Annotated in this window: 27 protein-coding genes; 21 read left to right on the top strand and 6 right to left on the bottom strand. The window is 63.6% G+C overall.

The window, feature by feature from the left end; translation table 11 throughout:
- Nucleotides 1–126: 126 nt before the first annotated feature.
- The 3 genes from U5S82_04245 to U5S82_04235 all read left to right on the top strand — a co-directional run bounded on the left by U5S82_04245 (nucleotide 127) and on the right by U5S82_04235 (nucleotide 3083).
- Nucleotides 127–1257 (top strand): sulfur reduction protein DsrS, encoded by a 1131-nt coding sequence (locus U5S82_04245; GenBank protein ID MDZ7750868.1) that lies wholly within the window; start codon nucleotides 127–129, stop codon nucleotides 1255–1257.
- 160 nt (nucleotides 1258–1417) lie between these two features.
- Entirely contained in the window at nucleotides 1418–1957 is a 540-nt protein-coding gene (locus U5S82_04240; protein ID MDZ7750867.1) for a hypothetical protein, read from the top strand.
- 115 nt (nucleotides 1958–2072) lie between these two features.
- A complete protein-coding gene (locus tag U5S82_04235; GenBank protein MDZ7750866.1) occupies nucleotides 2073–3083 on the top strand; it encodes a 2Fe-2S iron-sulfur cluster-binding protein in 1011 nt (336 codons plus the stop codon).
- Between the two features lie 6 nt (nucleotides 3084–3089).
- Here the strand turns inward: U5S82_04235 and U5S82_04230 are convergent, their stop codons facing one another.
- The gene (locus U5S82_04230; GenBank protein ID MDZ7750865.1) at nucleotides 3090–3659 is read right to left on the bottom strand and encodes a hypothetical protein; all 570 of its coding nucleotides are present in this window, start codon (nucleotides 3657–3659) and stop codon (nucleotides 3090–3092) included.
- 181 nt (nucleotides 3660–3840) lie between these two features.
- Here U5S82_04230 and U5S82_04225 point away from each other — a divergent pair, with 181 nt between their 5' ends.
- The 6 genes from U5S82_04225 (at nucleotide 3841) to U5S82_04200 (ending at nucleotide 8171) form a co-directional block, all read left to right on the top strand.
- Nucleotides 3841–4887, top strand: a complete 1047-nt coding sequence (locus tag U5S82_04225; GenBank protein MDZ7750864.1) for a hypothetical protein — start codon at nucleotides 3841–3843, stop codon at nucleotides 4885–4887.
- Nucleotides 4888–5329: 442 nt separating this feature from the next.
- On the top strand, nucleotides 5330–5896 hold the full coding sequence (locus tag U5S82_04220; GenBank protein MDZ7750863.1) for a hypothetical protein: 567 nt from the start codon (nucleotides 5330–5332) through the stop codon (nucleotides 5894–5896).
- Nucleotides 5889–6467: a TlpA disulfide reductase family protein gene (locus U5S82_04215; protein MDZ7750862.1), complete on the top strand. Its 579-nt coding sequence runs from the start codon at nucleotides 5889–5891 to the stop codon at nucleotides 6465–6467. The genes U5S82_04220 and U5S82_04215 overlap by 8 nt, the downstream gene beginning before the upstream one ends.
- A 54-nt stretch (nucleotides 6468–6521) precedes the next feature.
- Nucleotides 6522–7118 carry a 2OG-Fe(II) oxygenase gene (locus tag U5S82_04210; protein ID MDZ7750861.1) on the top strand — a complete coding sequence of 199 codons (597 nt, stop codon included), beginning with the start codon at nucleotides 6522–6524 and terminating at the stop codon, nucleotides 7116–7118.
- Between the two features lies 1 nt (nucleotide 7119).
- The gene (locus tag U5S82_04205) at nucleotides 7120–7497 is read left to right on the top strand and encodes a hypothetical protein (protein ID MDZ7750860.1); all 378 of its coding nucleotides are present in this window, start codon (nucleotides 7120–7122) and stop codon (nucleotides 7495–7497) included.
- Entirely contained in the window at nucleotides 7497–8171 is a 675-nt protein-coding gene (locus U5S82_04200; protein MDZ7750859.1) for a Fe2+-dependent dioxygenase, read from the top strand. The genes U5S82_04205 and U5S82_04200 overlap by 1 nt, the downstream gene beginning before the upstream one ends.
- A 433-nt stretch (nucleotides 8172–8604) precedes the next feature.
- Here the strand turns inward: U5S82_04200 and U5S82_04195 are convergent, their stop codons facing one another.
- The 5 genes from U5S82_04195 to U5S82_04175 all read right to left on the bottom strand — a co-directional run bounded on the left by U5S82_04195 (nucleotide 8605) and on the right by U5S82_04175 (nucleotide 11994).
- A complete protein-coding gene (locus tag U5S82_04195; GenBank protein ID MDZ7750858.1) occupies nucleotides 8605–8946 on the bottom strand; it encodes a TusE/DsrC/DsvC family sulfur relay protein in 342 nt (113 codons plus the stop codon).
- A 254-nt stretch (nucleotides 8947–9200) separates the two neighbouring features.
- Nucleotides 9201–9908, bottom strand: a complete 708-nt coding sequence (cas6, locus tag U5S82_04190) for a type I-MYXAN CRISPR-associated protein Cas6/Cmx6 (GenBank protein ID MDZ7750857.1) — start codon at nucleotides 9906–9908, stop codon at nucleotides 9201–9203.
- A 1-nt stretch (nucleotide 9909) separates the two neighbouring features.
- The gene (locus tag U5S82_04185) at nucleotides 9910–10614 is read right to left on the bottom strand and encodes a hypothetical protein (GenBank protein MDZ7750856.1); all 705 of its coding nucleotides are present in this window, start codon (nucleotides 10612–10614) and stop codon (nucleotides 9910–9912) included.
- Nucleotides 10615–10658: 44 nt separating this feature from the next.
- Nucleotides 10659–10844, bottom strand: a complete 186-nt coding sequence (locus tag U5S82_04180) for a sulfur relay protein DsrC (protein MDZ7750855.1) — start codon at nucleotides 10842–10844, stop codon at nucleotides 10659–10661.
- A 193-nt stretch (nucleotides 10845–11037) separates the two neighbouring features.
- Nucleotides 11038–11994, bottom strand: a complete 957-nt coding sequence (locus tag U5S82_04175; protein MDZ7750854.1) for a TauD/TfdA family dioxygenase — start codon at nucleotides 11992–11994, stop codon at nucleotides 11038–11040.
- 405 nt (nucleotides 11995–12399) lie between these two features.
- On the opposite strand from U5S82_04175, the gene dsrA reads away from it, so the two are divergent.
- The 12 genes from dsrA to nrfD all read left to right on the top strand — a co-directional run bounded on the left by dsrA (nucleotide 12400) and on the right by nrfD (nucleotide 23267).
- Nucleotides 12400–13659, top strand: coding sequence for a dissimilatory-type sulfite reductase subunit alpha (gene dsrA / locus U5S82_04170; protein MDZ7750853.1), 1260 nt, complete (start codon nucleotides 12400–12402; stop codon nucleotides 13657–13659).
- 100 nt (nucleotides 13660–13759) lie between these two features.
- Complete coding sequence (gene dsrB, locus U5S82_04165) at nucleotides 13760–14833, top strand: dissimilatory-type sulfite reductase subunit beta (GenBank protein ID MDZ7750852.1); 1074 nt, start codon at nucleotides 13760–13762, stop codon at nucleotides 14831–14833.
- Between the two features lie 29 nt (nucleotides 14834–14862).
- Nucleotides 14863–15255: a sulfurtransferase complex subunit TusD gene (gene tusD, locus U5S82_04160; GenBank protein ID MDZ7750851.1), complete on the top strand. Its 393-nt coding sequence runs from the start codon at nucleotides 14863–14865 to the stop codon at nucleotides 15253–15255.
- A 10-nt stretch (nucleotides 15256–15265) separates the two neighbouring features.
- A complete protein-coding gene (gene tusC / locus U5S82_04155) occupies nucleotides 15266–15673 on the top strand; it encodes a sulfurtransferase complex subunit TusC (protein MDZ7750850.1) in 408 nt (135 codons plus the stop codon).
- Nucleotides 15674–15685: 12 nt separating this feature from the next.
- Nucleotides 15686–15994 (top strand): sulfurtransferase complex subunit TusB, encoded by a 309-nt coding sequence (gene tusB / locus U5S82_04150; protein MDZ7750849.1) that lies wholly within the window; start codon nucleotides 15686–15688, stop codon nucleotides 15992–15994.
- Nucleotides 15995–16035: 41 nt separating this feature from the next.
- Entirely contained in the window at nucleotides 16036–16368 is a 333-nt protein-coding gene (locus tag U5S82_04145; GenBank protein ID MDZ7750848.1) for a TusE/DsrC/DsvC family sulfur relay protein, read from the top strand.
- Between the two features lie 78 nt (nucleotides 16369–16446).
- Entirely contained in the window at nucleotides 16447–17217 is a 771-nt protein-coding gene (locus U5S82_04140) for a respiratory nitrate reductase subunit gamma (GenBank protein ID MDZ7750847.1), read from the top strand.
- Nucleotides 17218–17275: 58 nt separating this feature from the next.
- Complete coding sequence (locus tag U5S82_04135; protein MDZ7750846.1) at nucleotides 17276–18817, top strand: (Fe-S)-binding protein; 1542 nt, start codon at nucleotides 17276–17278, stop codon at nucleotides 18815–18817.
- A gap of 43 nt (nucleotides 18818–18860) precedes the next feature.
- Nucleotides 18861–20819, top strand: coding sequence for an NAD(P)-binding protein (locus U5S82_04130; GenBank protein ID MDZ7750845.1), 1959 nt, complete (start codon nucleotides 18861–18863; stop codon nucleotides 20817–20819).
- On the top strand, nucleotides 20816–21205 hold the full coding sequence (locus U5S82_04125; protein MDZ7750844.1) for an Hdr-like menaquinol oxidoreductase cytochrome c subunit: 390 nt from the start codon (nucleotides 20816–20818) through the stop codon (nucleotides 21203–21205). Before U5S82_04130 ends, U5S82_04125 begins: the two co-directional genes overlap by 4 nt.
- Nucleotides 21202–21978, top strand: coding sequence for a 4Fe-4S dicluster domain-containing protein (locus U5S82_04120; GenBank protein ID MDZ7750843.1), 777 nt, complete (start codon nucleotides 21202–21204; stop codon nucleotides 21976–21978). Before U5S82_04125 ends, U5S82_04120 begins: the two co-directional genes overlap by 4 nt.
- 71 nt (nucleotides 21979–22049) lie before the next feature.
- A complete protein-coding gene (gene nrfD, locus U5S82_04115) occupies nucleotides 22050–23267 on the top strand; it encodes an NrfD/PsrC family molybdoenzyme membrane anchor subunit (protein MDZ7750842.1) in 1218 nt (405 codons plus the stop codon).
- Nucleotides 23268–23345 lie beyond the last annotated feature (78 nt).

Here is a 23345-nt window from a genome sequence, read left to right as displayed (position 1 = left end):
AGAAGCGAGTGAATAGTGAATAGTGAATGGTGAATAGTAAAAGCGGTGCTTTCGAACGGCGCCTTCGTATACTGGGGGGCTTCCAAACCATTCACCATTCACCATTCACCATTCACTAAAACCCCCATGGACCTCTCCACCGAAGACACCCTCAAACTCAATGTCCTGCTGGCCAGCAGGCCCCTGGCGGTGCGTATCGACGAGTCCGCCATGACGGTTCATGGGCTGTCGTCCCAGGGGGAGACCCGGGTGGCGCTCAACCCCAATTGTCGTGATGATCTCTACATCCGGCGGGTCAAGGAACTCATTTCGGGTCATGTGCTGGGGTCCCCGGGGGGGTACCCGATCTACCTGCGGCGCTGGACCCGCATGGGCCAGACCCGGGACGAGAGCCTGGCGCAGTTGCTGTTGCTGGGGGAGCCCGAGGCGGTGGTGGCGGTGGTCCATGCCCCGGGGCTCACCCACGAGTTCGCGCGCCGTGCCTGGTGGGCCATGCCGACGGCGGAAAACGCCCGCCGTATGCTGGAGCGGGACGTGGTGGTGCAGAGCCCCCTGGGGCCGGAACTCGCCGCCTACCTGCTGGAATACCTGCCCTTCGAAACCGAGCCGGCGGACATGATCGATACCGTGCGGTTGGTGCTCCAGCCCGGCCTCATCGACGAGAAGACCCGCCTCTCCCTGTGGCAGCGTTCGCGCCAGAAGACCGCGTTCATCGTGGGCTTCCTCCTGGGGGCCCCCCATGATCTGCCCGAACCCGTGGCCGAGCGGGCCGATCGGGGGCTCCACGGTCCCGCCCTGGAGGCCCTTGCGGGGCAGGGTAACCCCGTGGCCGGCTTGCTCCTCAGGGTCCTGGGGGCGGCGGGTCAGAGCTATCTTCAAGCCTGCCTGCAGGTAATGAAGAAGCCCCCGAACCAGGATGTGGTGAACCTCTTTCTCGATGCCGTGGCCTGGTATTTCGGGGCGCTGCGGCCGGCCGGCGAGGTGGAGGGTGATCTCGAGGTCTTTCAGGCCCGGGCCGCCGAACTGGTGGGGGAACCAGGCGCGGATCCTCACCTGGCGGCGGTGCTGGAGCGGGTGCCGGCACTCAGGGACGACCTACAGGCGGCCCTGGTGTTGGGCCGGTTGGGATATCCCGTGGTGCGCCCCGTGTTCTCCCGTACCACGGCCATCGGCTCCCTCATGCGCCGCAAGCTGGAGCCCGTCTTCGCGCCCCTGGCGCGAGAGTTCGAGCAACTGATGCGCCCCAACGGATCCTGACGGGCGTCACAGTCGGGCCCGGGGCGGTTCAAGGATCGTCCCCCCTCTCCGCTAATCATCATTGAAGGAGGCACCGTCGTACCCGGTGCCCCCGGCGCGGTCCGGGGAGGGCTTGCCCCTCCCCGATGGCCCCATGGGATGGTTGACAGGGGAACGCACGATGGCGGAATCGCAGGTGGTGAGTGTGGCCGTAGGGGTGGTGCTGACGGTGCCCATGGAGGTGCTGGAGCGCCACACGGCGGCCTCTCCCGAGGTCGTGGGGGAAGAACTCGCCTGGGCCGTGGACGCCTTCGCCCGGCGACAGCGCCTCGGCTACTATCCGCCCCTGGATTTCTGTGAGGACATGGAGGCCGTATCCGAGGATCTGGTGGACGCCGCCCATAATATCGCCTGGCTGTCTCGGGAACTGGTGCGCGAAGAGGTCCAGCAGCGACTGTCCCAGGTATTCACCCGGGTCGGGCTCGAGATGATGCAATGTACGGCCTTCACCATGCCCGCGGTCCGCTGGAACGCCCCCAACGCCATGACCGCCCTGGCCCGTCATTTCACCCCCGACAGCGTACGAGTCGGTCTCACGGTGGGGCTCAAGGCCGAGGCGCCACCGCCGGCGGAGTTGCGGGATCATATCCGGCAGCTGCTGTGGCGCTGGCTCGGTGACAGCTTCGCCACGGTGGACGTCACCAGTTCCCAGGTAGTTTGAGCCGCCACCACATAACCGAGGCGGAAAACCCTTGCCATCCACCGGTCGCCGGAGACGCGGGGGACTGGTAGATTAGGTCCATGCCCTATCCTCATCCCGTATTTCGTCCCGTCCCGTGAGCCACGACGTCCGCCTGCTGCCCAGCGGCAAGACCTTCACGGCGCAAGCCCGGGAGACCCTGTTGGAGGCCGGCCTGCGCGCCGGGGCCTCCCTGCCCTATCGCTGCGACAACGGCAGTTGCGGCGAGTGCCGGGGGCGCATCGTCGCAGGGCAGATCCGCGAAGTGCGCCCCCACGACTACGTGGTGAGTGAGGCGGAACGGGCTCAGGGGGTGCAACTGCTGTGCTGTGTCGCCGCCGCCAGCGACGTGGAGGTGGAGGTGAGGGAGATCGGGAGCGTGGAGGAGATCCCGCGCCAGACCATCGCCACCAAGGTATTCAAGCTCCAGCTGCTGGACGGGGAGGTGATGGAGGTGCATCTGCGCACCCCGCGCAGCCAGGCCATGCAGTTCCTGCCCGGGCAACACGCCCTGCTCACCCTGCCGGGGTTGCTGCCCCGCTATCGTTCCCTGGCCAACTGCCCGTGCAACGGCACCCACCTGCTGTTCTACGTGCGTCGGGCCCCGGGGGACGCCTTTTCGGAGTATGTGTTCGCCAGCCTGGCACGTGGCGACCAGGTGATGGTGGAGGGCCCCGAGGGACGTTTCACCTTGGACGAGGCCTCCACTCGTCCCATCATCTTCTTTGCCTACGACGTGGGGTTCGCGCCCTTGAGGAGCCTCATCGAGCACACCATGGCCCTCGACGAACTGCGCGTCATGTGGTGTTACTGGATGACCCTGCGGCCGCAGGACCATTTCCTCGACAACCTCTGTCGCTCCTGGGCCGATGCCCTCGAGGAGTTCCACTACGTGCCGCTTGCCAGCCTTCGAACGGAGGCGGAGGGAGGCCCGGAGTGGCGGGAACTCACGGCGGTGGAACGCATCGTGGAGGACCATCCGGACCTGTCGGGCTGCGATGTCTACATGACCGGGCCCCGGGGCATGGTGGACTTCGCGCGCCGCCGTTTCATGGCCGCCGGCCTGCCCCCGGAGCGGTTCTTCCAGGAGGTGCTGCGGACGTTTTAGCGGCCTTTAGGCCATGACGTTGGGCAGGTTCTTCTGGAGGTGCTTGAAGGCATCCGGTGCGGCCTGTTCCATAATCTGGTCGATGACCCACTTGTTGGTCTGGTCGCTGCCGAGGATGCGCAGGACGCGGTCGCCGAAGAAGCGCAGCATGTCGTAGCCCGGCTCGCCGGCCCGGAAGGTCAGGCTGGCGTAGCTCGTCAGACGCTCGTTCAGGGTGGCGATGAAGGAGGGGCGGTAATCCCCCGGGCCGAACAGGTCCACCAGATTGTCCTGCATGTGGTCGGCCAGGCGGCGGCCCAGCAGGTTCATGAATATTTCGCGTTCCTCATTGTCCACCATGTCATAGACCAGGCGGTCCGCGCAGTGGATGAGGAAGGCCACGAACTCGGCGATGACCGCGGCCCGCTGGGGGTCACTGGCGTAGTTGTAACGCTCGCGGTGCAGATCCTTGGCGCTCTCCAGGGCGATACGCCAGACGATGAAGGCCAGGGCGCTGGCGCGGTCGTCGAAGTCCTTCTCCCTGGCGGCATTGCGTTCCGTGTGATGCCAGTTACTCTTGATGCGTTTTACAGGCACGTTGGGTGGTACTCCGTGGCAGTGGGGCCCGCGGCGCGATAGCGGGGGGCGGGGGAGGCCGGAAGGGGCGGCGCATTGTGGTCGGCCGGCGCGGAATGCCTCCGGGCGGGCCTTGTATAAAGTCGGAGCATTCTGCTAAGGATTAATCCGTTAATCAAGAATACCCAACCGGGGTGACGACATGCTCGATCAGGCACGAATCAGGGAGGTGGTGCAGCACAACTGCGATATCTCCGATGCGCGCTACGCGCGCCAGCACACCATGTGTATCTACCTCCTCAAGATGCGCGAATACTATCGCTGGGAAAAGGGTTTGTCCGAGGACGCGCCTCTGCCCATGGGGCAGGTGAGTGAGTGGGTCACGGCCCGCGAGCAGTTGTGGGACGACCTCGAGGTGAGGGATTTCGATTGTCTCCCCATGAGCGACGAGGAGTGCCTCGACCCCTTCGCATCCGCGGACATCAACCACATGCTGGCGCCGTTGGGCCTTATCTACAGCGCCGGCTACGGGCGTTTCGTCAAGCCCCATTTCTTCCTGGCGCGCCTGCATCGGCGGGACCGTGAGGAGGGTTTCGAGGTCCTGGTGAGCGATGAGGAACTGGCGCGGGACCTGTCCGCCCCTCCTGCGATGTTCCTGAATGAGACCGTGTACGTGCGGCGGGATGCCATGCGGCGGCTCATCTGGGAGCGTATCGAGGAATGGCAGTGGCAGAAGACCCCCGACGGGCCCCTGGCCCGCGCCCTCGCCCTCCATGACTATCACGGTGACCGGGATCGGGCCCTGGAGCGCATGACCGAGGCCGAGGTGGATACTGCGGTGTGGCATGAACTCGGGGAAGGCCTGGTGGGGCGGGAACTCGGTGAGGCCTGGGAGCACATGGTGCTCGACCTGGCGGGCAGCCGGGCCGAGCTGCACCTGCGGGCGGTACGGGACATGTGGGCGGACGCCCTGGTCACCCTGCCGCGGCTGCTGGCCGAGGGGCGTGACGGTTCCCTGCACTTCTACTTCGCCAATCTCCGGGGCCTGCGCCGGGCCCTGGTACCCGGCTGGTTCGCGGCCTATGGTGCATGGACGGACGGGCAGGGCGCCGAGGACTTGCGGGACTGCGTGGGGCGCGGTCAGGAGCGTTGGTCCCGGGCCTGTGGGGAGATACTCGCGAGGTACCGCGAGCAGGGTACCGGCGCCGTGGATGCCATCGCCGAGACGGTGGAATCGGCCCTCGTCTGAGCCGTCTCGCGGGGTTTTGCAAAGACGGGCCAGATAGCTGTTACAAGCTGTCGATCACCGAAGGTCCAGGCGGTGTTCGCAGGTAACCGGTACTCCCTTCCGGGACATCGCTGTGAATACCTGCGGCGCTTCGCAGTCCTGCTTCGCTTGCAGGCCCGGCCCACGGCATCCCTGCCGTGGGCGCGCGCCGGGCTGCGAAAGTTCACTGGACTTTCGGTCCCGGCTTGCCCCTGTACGCTCGTTCAAATTCGTCCTTGAATTTGACGGTCCCTCCACGGAGCACCGGTTACCTGCTGCCAGCGTTTTGCGGAATTCGAAATGGCTCTATCCTTGCAATCCCGCCGGCCTTGCGTGAAGCTCACAGGCTTTGCCGCGGCACGGCCGCGTCGCCCCTTCAGGGGCATACGGGGTGCGCGCCAATCGAATTGGGGGTCGGTGTTTTATGAATGTTTTACGGTGGGTGGCAGGGGCGTTGCTGGTGGCCACGGCGGCGGGCGCGGCGGCGCTGGAGGTGGTCCGGGAACGCAATCCCGAGACCGGGCTGTGGGTCTACAAGGCGAAGGGCGAGGGTTTCAGTATCGAACTCATCCAGCTCCATGCCCGCTTCATCAGGGCCACCTACGGTTCCAAGGGCTTCACCCCCGAGATGCTGGACCAGGCGGCATCCTATTGCACCTTCGGCACCATCGCCCGGAACCTCTCGGATCACCCGGTCAGCTACCGGGTGGCGGATTGGCGGGCCATCACCCCGGACGGGACCCGTCATCCGCTGAAGACCAAGACCGAGTGGTTGCAGGACTGGCAGGCCGCCGGCGTGCCCTTCAACTGGTCCATCCTGCCGGACAGCCCCACCTTCCAGGCGGGCGATTGGGCCCAGGGCTTCACCACCGTTAAACTGCCCCGCGACAGTTCCTTCGATCTCGAAATTTCCTGGACAGTGGGAGACCAACAGCATGTGGGAGTCATCGAAGATATGGAGTGCCCGCCGGAACTCCTCGCCCGTGATTGAGCGAGTGTGCAAGACCGGACTCCAGGTTCTGGCCATGGTCCTGGCCATGGTCCTCGCCCTGGTCGTGGGACCCGCCGTCGCCGCAGGCCTCGGCCATTCCCTGTCGCCGGTGGATCCGCCGGTGGTGGCACCCGAGTTCACGCTGCCCGACATGGACGGCGAGCCCCACAGCCTTGCGGATTACCGCGGCCAAGTGGTGCTGCTCAACTTCTGGGCCACCTGGTGCCCGCCGTGTCGCGAGGAGATGCCGTCCATGGAGCGCCTCTACCAGGCCCTCGAGGACGACGGCTTCGCGGTGGTGGCGGTCAACCAGTTCGAGACCCCGGACCATGTGTTCGCCTATACCGGCCAGCTGGAGGTGGATCCCACCTTCCCCCTGTTGTTCGACTCCGACAGCAGCGTGGCCAACAGCTTCCGCGTGGTGGGGCTGCCCTCCACCTATGTCATCGACAAGCAGGGCCGCGTCCGCTATCGGGCCATCGGCGGGCGTGAGTTCGACCACCCCGATGTCGAGGCCCTGATCCGGGACCTCATGAACGAGCCTGCCGGTACGGCCGCGACGGGAGGTTGAGCCTGCGTATCGTGGGCGGTGCCCCCGATCCATGCCCCGGAACGTTTTCCAACCATGACATCCCCAAGCCCCTTCCCCCGCCTCGAGGAGGTCAAGCCCGACACCTTCATCCACGAGATCCACGGTGCCCTGGACGGGGCCTTCTGCCGTGACGTGATCCGCCGTTTCGAGGACAGTCCCCACCACCAGCGTGCGGGGCGTATCGGCCAGGTGGGGACCGAGGACGGACGTGTCAAGAAGACCACGGACCTGACGGTCAGCGACAAGCCGGATTGGAAAGACGTGGACCAGGCCTTGTTCCATTCCCTGGCGGCGACCATGAAGATCGTGCGGGAGGTCTATCCGTTCTTTGGTGGTTCCTTCAAGGATATGGGCTACGGCATCCAGCGCTACCATGCCGGCGAGTACTACCACTGGCACATCGACGGCGGCAGCCATGACTTCAGCTATCGCCAGCTGGTGGCCCTGTGGTATCTCAACGACGTGCCGGGTCCGGGGGGCGAGACCGAGTTCCGTTTCCAGGGCGTGCGCGTGCGCCCGGAGGAGGGCAAGCTGGTGATCTTCCCCCCCTTCTGGACCCATGAACACCGCAGCGTGACCCTGGAGCAGGGCGTCAAGTACATCGCCACCACCTGGGTGGTGTTCGCCTGACATGCCGTTGCTGCTTGCCATCATGGAACTCGGCGGTTACCCCAACCTCATGGATGTCTATCGGCAGGCCGGCTACGAGGTGGTCACCGCCAATTCCATGCGCAAGGCCATCGCCTTGATGAAAAAACGCCAACCCGCGGTCATCGTCGCCGAGTTCAACTACCAGTCGGATTTCCGCGACCGTACCAGCAGCCTGGAATCCCTGCTGGCCACCCGCCAGACTCGCTGTCCGGCCGCCAGGGTGGTGGTGTTTTACGAGACGGAGCAGGCCGGCCATCTGGACAAGGTGCTGGGCCGCTTCCCCGTGGATCGCACCCTGGCGTTCCCCATCGTTCCCGCGGCGGTGGCCGCGGCCCTGGAAGGCCTGGCGGCGGACTGATGCTGCTGGAGATCCTCGGCATTCTCGATGCCCGCACCCTGGCGCGGGTGCAGGAACTGCTGGAAGGGGCGCGCTTCGTGGACGGCCGGTTGTCGGCCGGCCTCGCGGCGCGGCGCGTCAAGCACAACCAGGAGGTGGATGGCGGCGCCCCCGAACTCGCGGAGTTGAACCGCCTGGTGATGGGGGCGCTGGTGCGCCATCCCCGCTTCAAGAGTGCGGTGCTGCCCCTGCGGGTGGCCACCCCTTTCTATGCCCGCTACGGGTCCGACATGACCTACGGGGATCACGTGGATGATCCCGTCATGGGGGCACCGGGCAGCCAGTACCGATCCGATGTCTCCGCCACGGTATTCCTGTCCGCTCCCGAGACCTACGAGGGCGGCGAGCTGGTGATCAACACCGCCTTCGGCCCGCGCGGCGTCAAGCTGGCGGCCGGCGCCGCCGTGGCCTACCCCTCGTCCAGCCTCCACCACGTGGCGCCCGTGACCGCCGGCGAGCGCCGGGTGGCGGTGACCTGGATCCAGAGCATGATCAGAAGCCCCGAGCAACGGGAACTGCTGGACGGTCTCAACCTGGCCCGAGAGCAGATGCTCCGGGATGCCCCCGATGCCGAGGAAACCAAACGGGTGGACGTGGCCTACGTCAACCTCGTGCGCATGTGGTCGGAGGTTTGACCACCACGAAAAACTTCAACAGCGAAAAGATTTTTTTAACTACGAAATACGCGAAAGGCGCGAAAGAAGCGAAAGTTATGGCCGCCCGGGTTTCCAACGACCACCGACAGGCCGGAATGGCTGAGGTCCTTCCCTGCCCATTATTCCTGCGACTGCAGTCGTGCGCGGTACGCGGATGGCTCGGTAACGAAAGGCGTGGACAGAGAAAAGCGGTAACCACGAAATACCCGAAGAATGCGAAAAAGTCTTGAGTGCTGGGGTTCTCGATCTCATTCGTGGGAGTGGCAAGGGCTGTGGGCGACGAAAGGCAGCCCATACCCAATGGCCAGCATCTGGCCAATACACAGGCCCACTCCAAGAGCTGTTTTTTTCGCGCCTTTCGCGTATTTCGTAGTTTAATCGCTTTTTCAGGTCTTTCGCGGTTAAGTCGCTTTTAATAGCCGCCCTTGCGGCGGCTCTCGGGGAGGCCGGCGACCTTGCCGCCCTGCTTGCTGGGCATGAGGGGGAAGAGTTCGTACATCTCCTTGCTGCTGGTCTTGCGTCCCCACTTGTCCGACATGGCCTTGATGATGGAGCGCTCGTTGGGCTGGCTGCCGTTGTTGTTGAAGTACTCGTCGCGCAGGTAGTGGATAATGTCCCAGTGGCGTTCCGTGAGTTCCCCCACCGCTTCCTCACTGGCGATATGCTGGGCGAGGGCCTCGCTCCAGTCGTTATGGTCCTCGAGATAGCCGTGGTCGTTGGTGGCGATGGTCTTACCATCAAACGCATAGCTCATGGATAGGCTCCTTAAACATGAAACAAGGTTGGTTTATTGGTACGGCAGCGCCCCAGGATCAGGCACCCCGCGGGGTAAGCCAGGTCAATCGAATCGACGGCGGAGAATTCTATACCATTTAACGTGAAAGTCGCGAAGCACGAACTCCCCCTCTCCCGCTGGGAGAGGGATGGGGTGAGGGAACGAACATGGCGATACGCGCTCCTCTTTCATCATCTTGGGCGGCGCGTATCGCCATGAGAGTTATTCTGAAGTCATGATTCCTTGTCGGAGCCTTGGGACATGGAGACGATGCCCTTGTGGGGAATGAACAGTCCGCACCCCATGTGGCGCAATGGGCCGATGCCGTGGCGCTGGAGTTTGAGGGACGCGTCCTTGTCCAGGTCCGCCACCATGACGCTGCGCACGAACAGGCCGCCATCCGGGGTCTTGAGGGTGTGGCTGCGCCCGCACATGAGCTTGCGGACACGGATGTCCGACTCGGCCAGCCGTGACTTCACCCAGGACAGGAACGCCATCTCGTCGCCGTGCTCCATCTCCTCGCTCCCCACCACGTAACGGGCGAACAGGGTGGGCAGAGGATCGAGTTCCTTGATGGAGGGGGTACCCACTTCGATGGCATGCCCGTCGATGTCCAGGGTCTGGCCCTCGAGGGTCCGCGCGGCGTCCAGCCGCGTGGCCGGTACCCGCAGCTGCAGGCGGGCACGCTTGGAGAGATGAAGAACCGCGTCGGCCGCCTCATCGTCGGGACGAATCCAGCCGTTGCCCGTGGGGGCGCCATGGATGGTATGGACGCCGGCCCGGGCATCGTCCCGCAGCCAGGGCAACAATCCGGTGAGGGCGGCGCCGAGCGCGTGGGCATGGTCCGCCGGGATGGTGGGGCAGCGGATACGGAACACCAGGTCGACTACATCGTCGGTCTCGGCTTTGTTCCGCTGGCCTTCGTTGTCCTCCCAGAACATGTCAGCTCTCCGGAATCGCGGCCTGCAGGGCCTCGCGGTCGAACCACCACTCGTCCTGCACCAGCACGTCCACCACGTTGCGCAGCCGCACCAGGAACTTGTCGGGCTGGTCCAGTTCCAGACGGGACATCCAGGCATCGAACTGGGCCTGATCCTTGACATCACTGTGACGGCGCGCCACCGACGACAGCAGTTGGGCGGTGTAGAACAAAAGGTCCTCGCGGGCCTTGGCATCATCGGGCGCCCGCAGATCGGCCACGTAGTGGGCGGCGGCCGCGGCCACGGCGGCGCCATCCGAGTCCTCGGGCGTCTCTTCCACCACGCGCCGCAGCAGTTCCACGGTGACCTCGGGATTGATGGGGAAGGTGACGGCGAGCCAGATCCCCTGACCGAGGGCCGCCAGGGAATCGTCCTGCTCGGCCAGGAACAGGGCTTCGGCGGCGCCCGCTGCGTTCTCCCAGTCCCGTTCGGCGATGAAGCGGTCGAAGGCCTCGCGCGCGGGGGGCCAGGCCTCCGGCTGGCGGGCCATGCGCAGCAACAGGTGGGCCTCCTCGAGCTGGATGTGGGCGCGCCGGGTGCTGCCCTCGGGCGCCTGGGGCAGCTGTCGGCGCAGGGCCTGCAGCTGGGTCTCCAACTGGGCGCGCTCGCTGGCGGCGTCCTGGGCCGCCGCGTGAATGTCGTGCTCGTTGCCGCTGTAAAATTTCATATGCCGTACGTGTCCCCGTTGAGGCTCAGTCGTCCCGATGGTCTTCAGACCACGCCGCTGAATGCCCCTTCCAGGACATCCTCCCAGTTCTCCGGCGTATCGGCGTAGGGTGGCTTGACGTCCATCTTGAAAAAACGATGCGAGCGTGCCGCCTCCTTCACCAGGAGCATGAGTTCCTCGAAACTGGTGATGTCGTTGTTCCGGAGCATCAACTCGCTGAGATAGAGCATCGGTCTGTCCTGCCACGTGGGTTTCAAAGCACAAGTATCGGGCCACGCGGCAGGGATTCCAAGGCAGCCGCCATGGGGAAATGCCGATTCATCGCGGCGGGCAGTGAAAGAAATACATCCCTGATCCTGGCTTCTATGGGATTTACTCGCCCGGGGGACGGGGCTGACGCTTCACGGTTCTCCCGGCGGCATCTCAGCCGCCGCACAGGGCCGCGAAGTCCGCGACCCCGGTGCCGGCCGCGCGTTCGTGGAAGCGCGCGCGATAGAACAGCCGTATCCGGCCCGTAGCGGGGTCGTCCGTGAAGGCGTCCCGGCCGTGGAGCACATTGCTGGTGAGGACCCCTTCCTGGGATTGCAGGCGTAGTGCGACGACCCGGTGGGAGAGCCCTTGCAAGACCTCCACCAGGCAGGCCACCGCCTCCTGTGTGAGGGTGTCGTCCTTCCATTGGATGGAACGCGTGCGGGCCGTGTAGCGCAGGTGGAGGCTGCCGAGGCCGGGATCCACGCTGAATACCGGGCCGGCCTGGCGCGGGCGTATCACCTCACCGTCCTCGACGTTCTCGGGGATGGTCATGGCGTCGTCCGCCATCAGGGCCTCGACATACTCGGGATGGTGGTCCCGTATGGCTATATATGCCAGCTCGTGATCCAGCAGCCGACTGCCGCCGCCTATTGCGGCGTCGCGGGAGCAATGGAGCGCGAAGGCCCTGACCAGCTGGTGAGGCGCATTGTAATAGCCGTCCGTATGCCAGTTGATGGCGCGACTGGTATAGGGGATGTATTCGCCGCGGCGCCCGCCGGCTACCACCTTGAGGGCGGCGATGCCGTCGTCGTCGGCGTAGAGGTTGCGGTCCAGATCCACCAGCCCGAGCCGGCGGCAGAAGGCGCGCAGGGCCTCTTTCTCATCCTCCGGTGGAACGGCCGGCCAGCGGTAGTGCACCATGTTGTGGACGGTGAGGGCATAGCGCAGCGCCGTCAGCTCGCCGGCCGTGGGCGACCATGGGTCGGCCACCTCCACGGTGTCCGCCGGTCCGGCGTCGGCACAGGCAAGCTTATGCCTGCGCCAGTGTTCATAGGCCGTAAGACGGTGGGTGAGGAAGGGATTGTCCATGGTCTCCAGGGGCTGGGTGGACAGGCACGCCGCTGGCATCGCTACGGCCGGGAATGACACCGGGTTGACACATTCAGACTATAATCGAATAATCATTCACTTACGAATGCCCTGTCTTGGGGCGGCGCCCGCCCGGCCGGCCTCTTGGTGGACCATTCCGATGAAGCCATTTGACGATTCGGGTTCTCCACGGGCCTTATCCATATCCCAAAGGGGATAGATAACCCTCATCCAAGCACCCCTTTGGGGCGGTGTTTATGGTCGGTGCGCCCCATTAGACTTTGGCGTCCAAAGCCGGGCCCCGGGGCAGCGACCCTGGAAAGCATGTTGGGAAGCACGTTGGCAGGCCGCCGCCCGGAGCAGGTGAAGTTTGTAAGTAACGCTATTGAGTCGGGCCGTTGTGCAACGAGGCCCTGACCCTCTCGGAACTCGAAGGAGGCACTTATGGCAATCGAGAAGCATGATACCCCGATGATCGATCAGCTCGAGGATGGGCCCTGGCCCAGCTTCATCTCCGGAATCAAGCGCATGCGGGATCAGCATCCCGAAGAGCGCATCAACGCGATGGCCAATGACCTGCTGGGTCAGCTGGAGCACTCCTACGAGACCCGCAAGGGCTACTGGAAGGGCGGCACGGTCAGTGTTTATGGCTATGGTGGAGGCATCATTCCGCGCTTCTCCGAGGTAGGTAAGCAATTCCCTGCCTCCAAGGAGTTCCACACCCTGCGCGTGCAGCCGCCGGCTGGCAACATGTATACCACCGAGATGCTGCGCCAGCTCGCCGACAGCTGGGAAAAGTACGGCTCGGGCATGGTGACCTTCCACGGCCAGACCGGGAACATCATGTTCATCGGTACCGACACCCCCGGCACCCAGCACTTCTTCGATGAGATCAACGATTACGGCTGGGACCTCGGCGGTGCCGGGCCCTGCGTCCGTACCGCCATGTGCTGTGTCGGCGCCGCGCGCTGCGAGCAGTCCAACTGCAACGAGCAGTCCATCATGCGCCACCTGGTGAACAACTTCACCGATGACGTGCATCGCCCGGCCCTGCCCTACAAGTTCAAGTTCAAGGTGTCGGGCTGCCCCAACGACTGTGTCAACGCCATCGAGCGCGCGGACATGGCCGTTATCGGCACTTGGCGTGATGACATGAAGATCGATCAGGACGAGGTCAAGGCCTTCGTCGCGAAGAAGGGTCGCAAGTACGTCGTCGACAACGTGGTGTCGCGTTGCCCCACCAACTGCATGTCCCTCAATGACGACGACACCCTGGACGTGGACAATCGCAACTGTGTGCGCTGCATGCACTGCCTCAACGTCATGAACAAGGCCCTGTCCCCCGGTGACGACAAGGGCGTGACCATCCTCATCGGCGGTAAGCGCACTCTGAAGATCGGTGACCTCATGGGTACCGTCGTGGTGCCCTTCATGAAGATGGACACCGCCGAGGACTATGAGCGCATCGTCGAGATCGCCGAGGAGAGCATCGACTTCTTCGCCGAGAACGCCCTGGAGCACGAGCGCACCGGTGAGATGATCGAGCGTATCGGCCTGGTGAATTTCCTCGAGGGTATCGGCATCGAGGTGGATCCCAACATGGTGTCTTCCCCCCGTCAGGTGTCCTATGTGCGCATGGACGACTGGGACGACGAGGCTGCCAAGTGGTTCAACCGCCAGGCCGAGGCTGCCGCCGCGGGTTGAGCCGGTTGTTGAATAAGGACCCCGGAAAGGGGCGCAGGGTGTCAATCTCTGCGCCCCTTCCTTCAAGACAGGTTTATTGAGCGAGTAGCGGAGGTAAGCAATGGCTCAACAGCATCGTACGCCCATCGAGAGTGGATGCCCGGATGGCTTCCAGTATATGCATCCCGTGATGCGCAAGAACTACGGGCAGTGGAAATACCACGAGCACACCCGCCCCGGTGTCCTCATGCATGCCGCCCACAGCGGTGACCAGGTATGGACCGTCAAGGCCGGCACCCAGCGCATTCTGGATGTCTATTCTTTGCGCAAACTGTGCGAGATCGGCGAGACCTACGGCGACGGCTATGTGCGTTTCACCCTGCGCAGCAACATCGAGTACATGGTGACGGACGAGGCCAAGGTTCAGCCCCTCATCGATGCCCTGGAAGGTGCCGGATTCGTGGTGGGCGGCACCGGCAACTCGGTGGCCATGATCTCCCACACGCAGGGCTGGCTCCATTGCGACATCCCCGGTACCGACGCCTCGGGCGTGGTGAAGGCGATGATGGATGAACTCATCGATGAGTTCAAAAATCACAACATGCCCAACCGCGTGCATCTCACCACGTCGTGCTGCCAGATCAACTGCGGTGGCCAGGGCGATATCGCCATCAACGTCCAGCACACCAAGCCGCCGAAGATCCGCCACGACCTGGTGGCCAACGTCTGCGAACGGCCGTCGGTGGTGGCCCGTTGTCCGGTGGCGGCCATCCGGCCTGCGCTGGTGAACGGCAAGCCCTCCCTCGAGGTGGACGAGAAGAAGTGTATCTGCTGCGGTGCCTGCTTCCCGCCCTGCCCGCCCATGCAGATCAACGACCCCGAGCACACCAAGCTCGCCATCTGGGTAGGCGGCAACCACTCCAATGCGCGCAGCAAGCCGAGCTTCCAGAAGCTCGTGGCCGCCGGCATCCCCAACAACCCGCCGCGCTGGCCCGAGGCGACCGCCATCGTCAAGAATATTCTTAAGGTCTACAAGGAAGACGCCCGGGATTGGGAGCGTATCAATGACTGGATCGACCGTATCGGCTGGCCGCGTTTCTTCGAGATGACCGGTCTGCCGTTCACCAAGTTCCACATCGATAACTGGCGTGGTGCCCGCGAGCGCCTGAACGCTTCGACCCACATCCGCTTCTAAATCGGGGCAGGATCACCGGAAGAGATCGCATGAAGTTTGCAATCCAGATCAACGAAGGACCCTACCAACATCAGGCGGTGGACAGCGCCTATCAGTTCGCCAAGGCGGCCCTGGACAAGGGACACGAGATATTTCGCGTGTTCTTCTACCACGACGGGGTCAACACCGCGACGCGTCTGGCGGTGCCGCCCCAGGACGACCGCAACCTCACCAAGCTGTGGGCGGATCTTGCCGAGCAGCACAATCTGGACATGGTGGTGTGCGTGGCCGCGGCCCAGCGTCGCGGCGTGGCGGACGAAGACGAGATGAAACGAAACGGCAAGGACGCTCACAACATCCATCCGGCATTCCGCATCTCCGGTCTCGGCCAGTTGGTCGAGGCCGGTGTCGCGGCGGATCGGCTGATGGTGTTCGGGGACTGAGGGCATAGCGATGTCGGAAATCAAGAAATTCATGTATGTGAACCGTAAGGCCCCCTATGGGACCGTGTATGCCCTCGAGTCGCTGGAGGTGGTGCTCATCGGTGCGGCATTCGACCAGAATGTCAGCCTGGCCTTTCTGGACGACGGCGTTTTTCAGCTGTTGAAGGGGCAGGACACCAAGGGCATCGGGATGAAGAACTTTTCACCCACCTACAGCGCCCTCGGGGATTATGACGTCACTCAGATCTACGTGGAGAGAGAGTCCCTGGAAGAACGTGGCCTGACGCTCGATGATCTCCTGCCCCTCAAGTACGAGGACGAGGATGATGACTGGGCCGAGAAGGATTCCATTCGCCTCGTCAACCGTGAAGAGTTGGCCGGTCTGATGGAAGACCAAGACGTCATGCTCAATTTCTAAGGGAGTCCGCCGATGGCAACGCTTCACACAGTCAACAAATCCCCTTTCGAGAAGAATTCCCTGGCGTCCTGCCTGTCTCATCTGCAGAGCGGGTACGCGGTGCTTCTCTTCGAGGACGGCGTCTACGGTGCTCTGCGGGGGACCACTATAGCATCCCAGGTCGAGGGTGCCGCGAGATCAGGCCGGGTCTACGTGCTCGGAGAGGATTTCAAGGCCCGCGGTCTGGATGAAGGAAAGATAATCGAAGGGATCAACGTCGTGGACTACGCGGGGTTCGTTGACCTCGCTGCGGAATGCGACAGGGTTCAATCCTGGCTTTAACACCCGGGCCATGCGGCCCGACAGATTAAGGAGTACTGATTATGACACTCGAAGTTAACGGTAAGACGTTTGAGACCGACGAAGAAGGCTACCTGGCCGACCTCAACGATTGGGAGCCGGACGTGGCCGAGGCCATGGCCAAGGCCGAGGACGTGGAACTCGGCAGCGATCACTGGGAGATCATCAATTTCCTGCGCGAGTACTACGAGGAATACCAGATCGCCCCGGCCGTGCGCGTCCTGACCAAGGCCGTCGGCAAGAAACTGGGCAAGGACAAGGGCAACAGCAAGTACCTCTACGAGCTCTTCCCCTACGGCCCCGGCAAGCAGGCCTGTAAGTACGCCGGACTGCCGAAGCCCACCGGCTGCGTCTAAGACCGCATCCGTATACGTCCGTGGACCGGCCTCGGCCGCGTCCACGGGCCGCCAACGAGATTCCTGGAGGAAGATGCCGTGGCCCTTACGGGTATCTACGCGTTCCTGTTCTATTTCGCTTTCGTGGTACTGGTGGGCGGAGTGGGGTACAAGATCGTGCAATACGCACGGACACCCGCGCCCCTCAAGATCCCCACCACGCCGGCCCCCACCACCCGTAGCGGGGTGGTGTTGCGGATGGGTCGCGAGGTGGTGTTATTCGAAAGCCTCTTTCGCTCGAACAAGTGGATCTGGATCTTCGGCTGGCTGTTCCACGCGGGGCTTTTCATCGTGCTGGCCCGGCACCTGCGATACTTCACGGAACCCGTGTGGTGGTGGGTGGATCTGATACAGCCTTTCGGCAAGTACGGTGCCTTCGCCATGATCATCGGCCTGGTGGGGCTGTGGGCCAGACGCCTGCTGGTGGACCGGGTGCGTTACATCACCGCACCCTCGGATCACCTGATGCTCCTGCTACTGACCGCCATCGGCGTCAGCGGTGCCTTGATGACCTTCGTCAACCACACGGACATCATCGCGGTGAAGGCCTTTTTCCTCGGTATCATGGGCTTCGAGTTCGGCAGCATGCAGCCCCTGCCGGGTGACCTGCTGCTGCTCCTGCACCTCGGCATGGTGGCGCTGCTGATGCTGATTTTTCCGTTCAGTAAGCTGCTGCATGCCCCGGGCGTGTTCTTCAGCCCATCACGTAATCAGGTGGACAACCCCCGCGCCGAGCCCGGCCTGCGCGCCCACGACAGCCGGCATGTGGCGCCATGGGCCGTCGAACTCGAGACCGATCGCAAGGCCTGAGAGCCGATGATGCGGTCATACGGCACCTCGGCAACGTAAAACTAACTGGATAGCGCACATGGCGGACTTTGAAACCCCGGAACTCGATGACATCCCGACCATCCCCACGGTCAAACCGGGAACCATGGAACACAGTGCCCCCTACGTGGCGAAGCCCGTCATACAGGCGCCATTGGGTTTCCCCGGCGAGTTGGTGGACGACTGGGAGACGGTGGCGGTCGCGAAGCTCGGTGAGCTCTCGAACAAGTACCGGGCCCTGCGGGTCTATCTCGATTCCTGCGTGAAATGTGGGGCCTGTACCGACAAGTGTCACTATTATCTCGGTACCTCCGACCCCAAGAACATGCCGGTGGCGCGCCAGGATCTGCTGCGCAAGGTCTATCGTCGCTACTACACCCTGGCAGGCAAGTGGTTCCCGAAACTGGTGGGGGCCACGGATATGACCAAGGAGGTGCTGGACGACTGGTACAGCTACTATCACCAGTGCTCCCAGTGCCGCCGCTGCTCCGTGTTCTGCCCCTATGGTATCGATACGGCGGAGATATCCATGGCGGCCCGCGAGATCATGGATGCCGTGGGTAAGGGGCAGAAGTACTGTAACGAGATCATCGGCAAGGTCTTCAAGATCGGCAACAATCTCGGTCTGCCGGAGCCGGCCCTCAGGGACACCCTGGAGGACCTCGAGGAAGAGGTGGAAGAGGAGTGCGGGGTACCCGTCAAATTCCCCCTGGATGTGAAGGGCGCCGATGTCCTTTTGGTGACGCCGTCGGCGGACTTCTTCGCCGAGCCCCACATCGACGGCCTCATCGGCTACGGCAAGGTGTTCCACCAGGCGGGCATCAGCTGGACGGTTTCTTCCCACGCATCGGAGGCGGCCAACTTCGGCATGTTCATCGGCAGCTACGAGAACATGCGCAGGGTGTCCATGCGCATTCGCGAGGCGGCCCTGGATCTCGGCGTCAAGCGCATCGTGTTCGGTGAGTGCGGCCATGCGTGGCGCGTCGCCTACAGCTTCCTGAACACCCTGGCGGGCCCCTTCGATTTCCTCGACCCGAACTATCCCGTGCCCCAGCATATCTGCGAGGTGACCCACGACCTCATCCAGAAGGGGGTATTGAAATTCGACAAGTCCCAGAACGACCACATGGTGTTGACCTACCACGATTCGTGCAACGTGGCCCGGGCCAGTCGCATGGGCAGCAAGCCGGGGGGGCAGTTCACCATTCCCCGGGAGATCCTCAAGGCCGTGTGCAACAACTATGTGGACATGGCCCAGGATTCCATCCACGACGCCACCTACTGCTGCGGCGGCGGCGGCGGCCTGCTCACCGACGACCTGATGGAACTCCGGGTACGCGGCGCCAAGCCGCGCATGGAGGCGGTCAAACAGGTGGTGGATGCCCACGGAGTCACGAACATGGCGGCCATCTGCGCCATCTGCAAGAGTCAGTTCACCAAGGTCTTTCCCTACTACGGTTACGGGATGGACATGATCGTGAGCCTTCACCAGTTGGTGAGCAACGCCATCATCATGGATGGCGCACAGGACGGCGCCGGCGACGCGCAAGAGACGGCGGAAGATGCGCCCCAGAATGCATAATCACAAACCCTTTTACCTGGGCCACTCGGCATAGGAGAAAATCATGGCAACCAGTGCTGATGACATGAACACCAAGCTGACCTTCCGCAAGTTCGAGGACGGCGACCACGATTGGGATCGATGGGAAGAGCAGATCTTCGTTGGCGACGAGAGCCACAAGTGTCCCACCTATGTCCATCAGACGCCGCCCTGCCAGGGCAGTTGTCCGGCCGGCGAGGACATCAGGGGCTGGCTGCAGATCGTGCGCGGCATCGAGAAGCCCGGTGCGGACATGTCCATGGCCGAGTACGCCTTCCGGCGCTCCACGGATGCCAACCCCTTCCCTTCCATCATGGGGCGGGTATGCCCTGCGCCCTGCGAGGACGGCTGCAATCGCAATGCCGTGGAGGACCACGTTGGCATCAACGCCGTGGAGCAGTGGATCGGCGACACCGCCCTGCAGAACGGTTTCACCTTCAGTGCCGCCGCCGAGGAGACGGGCAAGAAGGTGGCCATCATCGGTGGCGGTCCGGCCGGCCTTGCGGCGGCCTTTCAGCTGCGTCGTCGAGGTCATGGCGCCACGGTGTTCGACGACCACGACAAGCTCGGCGGCATGATGGCCTATGGTATTCCCGGTTACCGCACGCCCCGGGACGTGCTGGACGGCGAGATCCAGCGCATCCTGGACATGGGCGTGGAGGTTCGCCTGAACACCAAGGTCGGTCGCGACGTGCCCATGGATGAGTTGGAAAAGGAATACGACGCCATCCTGTGGGCCATCGGTACCCACAGCGGTAAGCACATCCCCGTGGATGGGGCCGATGCCCCCAACTGCCTGACCGGCGTGGATTTTCTGCGTGCCTTCAACGACGGACGCCTGCAACTGGCCGCCGAGCGAGTGGTGGTGATCGGCGGTGGTGATACCTCCATCGACGTAGCCTCCGTGGCCCGGCGTCTCGGTCATATCGCCGACAGCCATGAGAAAGAGGCCCCGGAAGCGGTGGTGATGGGCTACACCGCCCATGATGTCTCATCCGCGGCCACCCGCGAGGGGGCCACCGTGACCCTGACCTCTCTGTTCCCGGTGGAGAGCATGACCGCCGCCGAGCACGAGGTCCAGGACGCCCTGCGCGAGGGCGTGGACATCAAGGGCAGCGTGATGCCGCTGGAGGTTGTCAAGGACGGGGATGGCCGCGCCGTGGCCCTCAAGTTCGCGGAATGCGAGATGGACGGCAACCGGCCGGTGAAGAAAGAGGGTACCGAGTTCACCCTCGATTGTGACCTGATTGTCTCGGCCATCGGCCAGAAGGGCGATCTCAGCGCCGGCCTGGAGGACTTCGACAACGGCTACGGCTTCATCGACTGTGACGCCCACTACCAGGTGAAGGACAAGCCCGGACATTTCATCGCCGGCGACATCGTGCGCCCCCACCTGCTGACCACCGCCATCGGCCAAGCGGCGGTGGCGGTGGAGAGCATCGAGCACTTCTTCAAGAACGAAGAACTGAAGAAGCGCCCCAAGGTGGACGTGCATCACTTCGACCTGTTGGCCAAGCTTCATGAGGCCCACCTGGACCCCGAGGGCTACGACACCAGCGCGGCGGGCGACTTCCGTGGCACCGATGACGCCAACTACGCGGTGCACAACTTCGAGGACCGCTCCCCCAATAGCGTCATCCCTCACGAGAAACTGTTTCTCGGCCACTTCAAGTTCACCCCCCGCAACCGCCGCGACGAGATCCACATCAGCGCCGACGAGGTGTTGGGTAACTTCCAGGAACGCCTGGTGTGCTACCCCGAGGAGCAGGCTGTGGCCGAGGCCGGTCGCTGCATGAGCTGCGGTATGTGCTTCGAGTGCGACAACTGTGTGATCTACTGTCCTCAGGACGCGGTGTTCCGGGTCAAGAAAGGCAAGAACACCATGGGTCGTTACGTGGATACGGATTACGATCGTTGCATCGGTTGCCATATCTGCGCCGATGTCTGCCCCACCGGTTACATCCAGATGGGGCTCGGCGAGTGACGGCACGGTTCCTTTCCCGACTGGGTATCGGTTTCGCAGGGCTTCTGCTCGTGGCCGCCGCACCCCCGGGTGTGGCGGCGGGTGATAATCCGCTGCTGCCCACCATCGTGCCCGGCAAGGGCGATAAATGCGTGGAGCCCACGGATGTGATGCGGCGGGATCACATGGAGTTCATCCTGCATCAGCGGGATGAGACCATGCATCGGGGGATCCGCACCTCGCGTCACTCTCTCAAGGAGTGTATCGAGTGTCACGTGCAAACCGATGATCAGGGTAAGTACATCCCCATCAACGATCCTCAGCAGTTCTGCAGCAGCTGCCACAGTTACGCCAGCGTCAAGATGGATTGCTTTCAATGTCACGCCACCACGCCGGAACAAAAATGAGCGAGTTCGACGAAGCCAGGCAGGACCCTGAGGACGCCAAGCCCGATCTGGCGCGGCGCCGATTCTTCGGTACCGCCGCGGCGGCCGCGGCCGTCGCCACGATGGTGCCCGGTCTGTCCATCCTCCCGGCCAGCGCCCGCTCGCCCGACGAGCCGGTGACCGAGGACCAGCGCTGGGGCATGCTGGTGGATGTCAACAAGTGTGCCGATGGTTGCACGGCCTGCGTGGATGCCTGTCACGAAGAGAATGGCGTGACGCATCACGGCCGGCCCACCACCGATCCCTATTGGATCCGCAAGGTGAAGCTGCGGGACCGCATGACGGGTCGTGAGTACGGCATGCCCCTGCTGTGCCAGCATTGCGAGAAGCCACCCTGTGTCGACGTCTGTCCCACCGGCGCATCCTTCCGCCGTGCCGATGGTATCGTGCTGGTGGACAAGCATATCTGCATCGGCTGTCGCTATTGCATGATGGCCTGTCCCTACAAGGCCCGCTCCTTCATCCATGAGGTCACCACCGATCAGAAGCCCCATGCACCGCGGGGCAAGGGCACCGTGGAGAGCTGCACCTTCTGTGTTCACCGGGTGGACGCCGGCGGCGACCAGCAGCCGGCGTGTGCCGAGGCCTGTCAGGCCGAGGGGCACGAGGCCCTGGTGTTCGGTGATCTGCGGGATCCCGAGAGCCGGTTATACCGCCTGCTCACCGAGATATCGTCCCGCCAGCTGCGTGAGGACTTGGCCCTCAACACCGGGGTTCGCTACCACGGCATCTGAAGGCCACGGCATCTGCAGGAATAAACCGCCCGCCCCGGCAGGCGCGGGCCTCAGCACGGATTAAGTAGATCATGAAGACTGTTCAGTACACCGAGGTGAAGGGCTGGTCCACGGGCTATCTCGCCATCCTGGGGGTGCTCGGGGCGATCATCGTCGTGGGGCTCGGCGCGGCCTATTACATGGAGCACCAGGGGCACTGGGTCACCGGCATGAGCAACCAGGTGGTGTGGGGCATGCCCCACGTCTTCGCCATCTTCCTCATCGTCGCGGCCTCCGGGGCCCTCAACGTGGCCTCCATCGGCACCGTTTTCGGTAAGCCGATGTACAAGCCCCTGGCGCGCCTGTCGGGCCTGCTGGCCTTGGCTTTGCTGGCCGGCGGCCTGGCGGTCCTGGTGCTGGACCTGGGGCGGCCGGACCGCCTCATCGTGGCCATGACCAAGTACAACTTCCGTTCCATCTTCGCGTGGAACATCTTTCTCTACACCGGCTTCATGGTCATCGTCGCCGTCTACCTGTGGTTCATGATGGAGGCCAGGATGAACCGCTATTACAAGACCGCGGGATACGCCGCCTTCATCTGGCGACTCATCCTCACCACCGGTACCGGCTCCATCTTCGGCTTCCTCGTGGCCCGGCCGGGCTATGACGCGGCGGTCATGGCGCCCATGTTCATCGTCATGTCCTTCTCCTTCGGTCTCGCGATATTCATGCTGGTGCTGATGGCGTCGTACAAATGGCTGGCAAGGCCCCTGGGTGACGCCGTGCTCGGCCGTCTCAAGAACCTCCTCGGGGTGTTCGTCGCCGCGGCCCTGTACTTCGTCGCGGTGCAGCACCTCACCAATCTCTATGCGGCGGAGCACCATGCCTTCGAGGCCTTCATGCTGCTGGATGGGGGTATCTATCCCCTGCTGTTCTGGGGAGGTTTCGTGGTCGTGGGAAGTATCCTGCCCATGGTGCTGGTATGGCATCCGGCCTTCTCTGCGTCGCGCACCTGGCTGGGGGTGGCCAGCGCCCTGGTCATCCTCGGCGGGCTGACCCAGATCTACGTGATTCTCATCGGCGGTCAGGCCTATCCCATGGAGATGCTGCCGGGCCATGAGATCATCAGCAGCGCCTTCTTCGACGGTGTCGTGGCCGGGTACTCCCCCAGCCTGCCCGAGTTCCTGCTGGGCATGGCCGGCGTGGGTGTCGCCCTGATCATGGTGGTCATCGGCGTGAAAGTGCTGCGCTTCCTGCCCGTCACCCTGGCCGACGAGGCCGTCGATCCCCACGCCACCGCCAAGGCCTGAGATGGCCTTAACCTGAAAGTCGCGAAGCACGAACTCCCCCTCTCCCTCTGGGAGAGGGATGGGGTGAGGGAACGAACA

This window comes from Gammaproteobacteria bacterium, assembly GCA_034522055.1.
GTDB lineage: Bacteria > Pseudomonadota > Gammaproteobacteria > JAABTG01 > JAABTG01 > JAABTG01.
The sequence above is the reverse complement of the archived record's forward strand: the minus strand, read 5'-3'. Positions and strand labels throughout refer to the sequence as shown.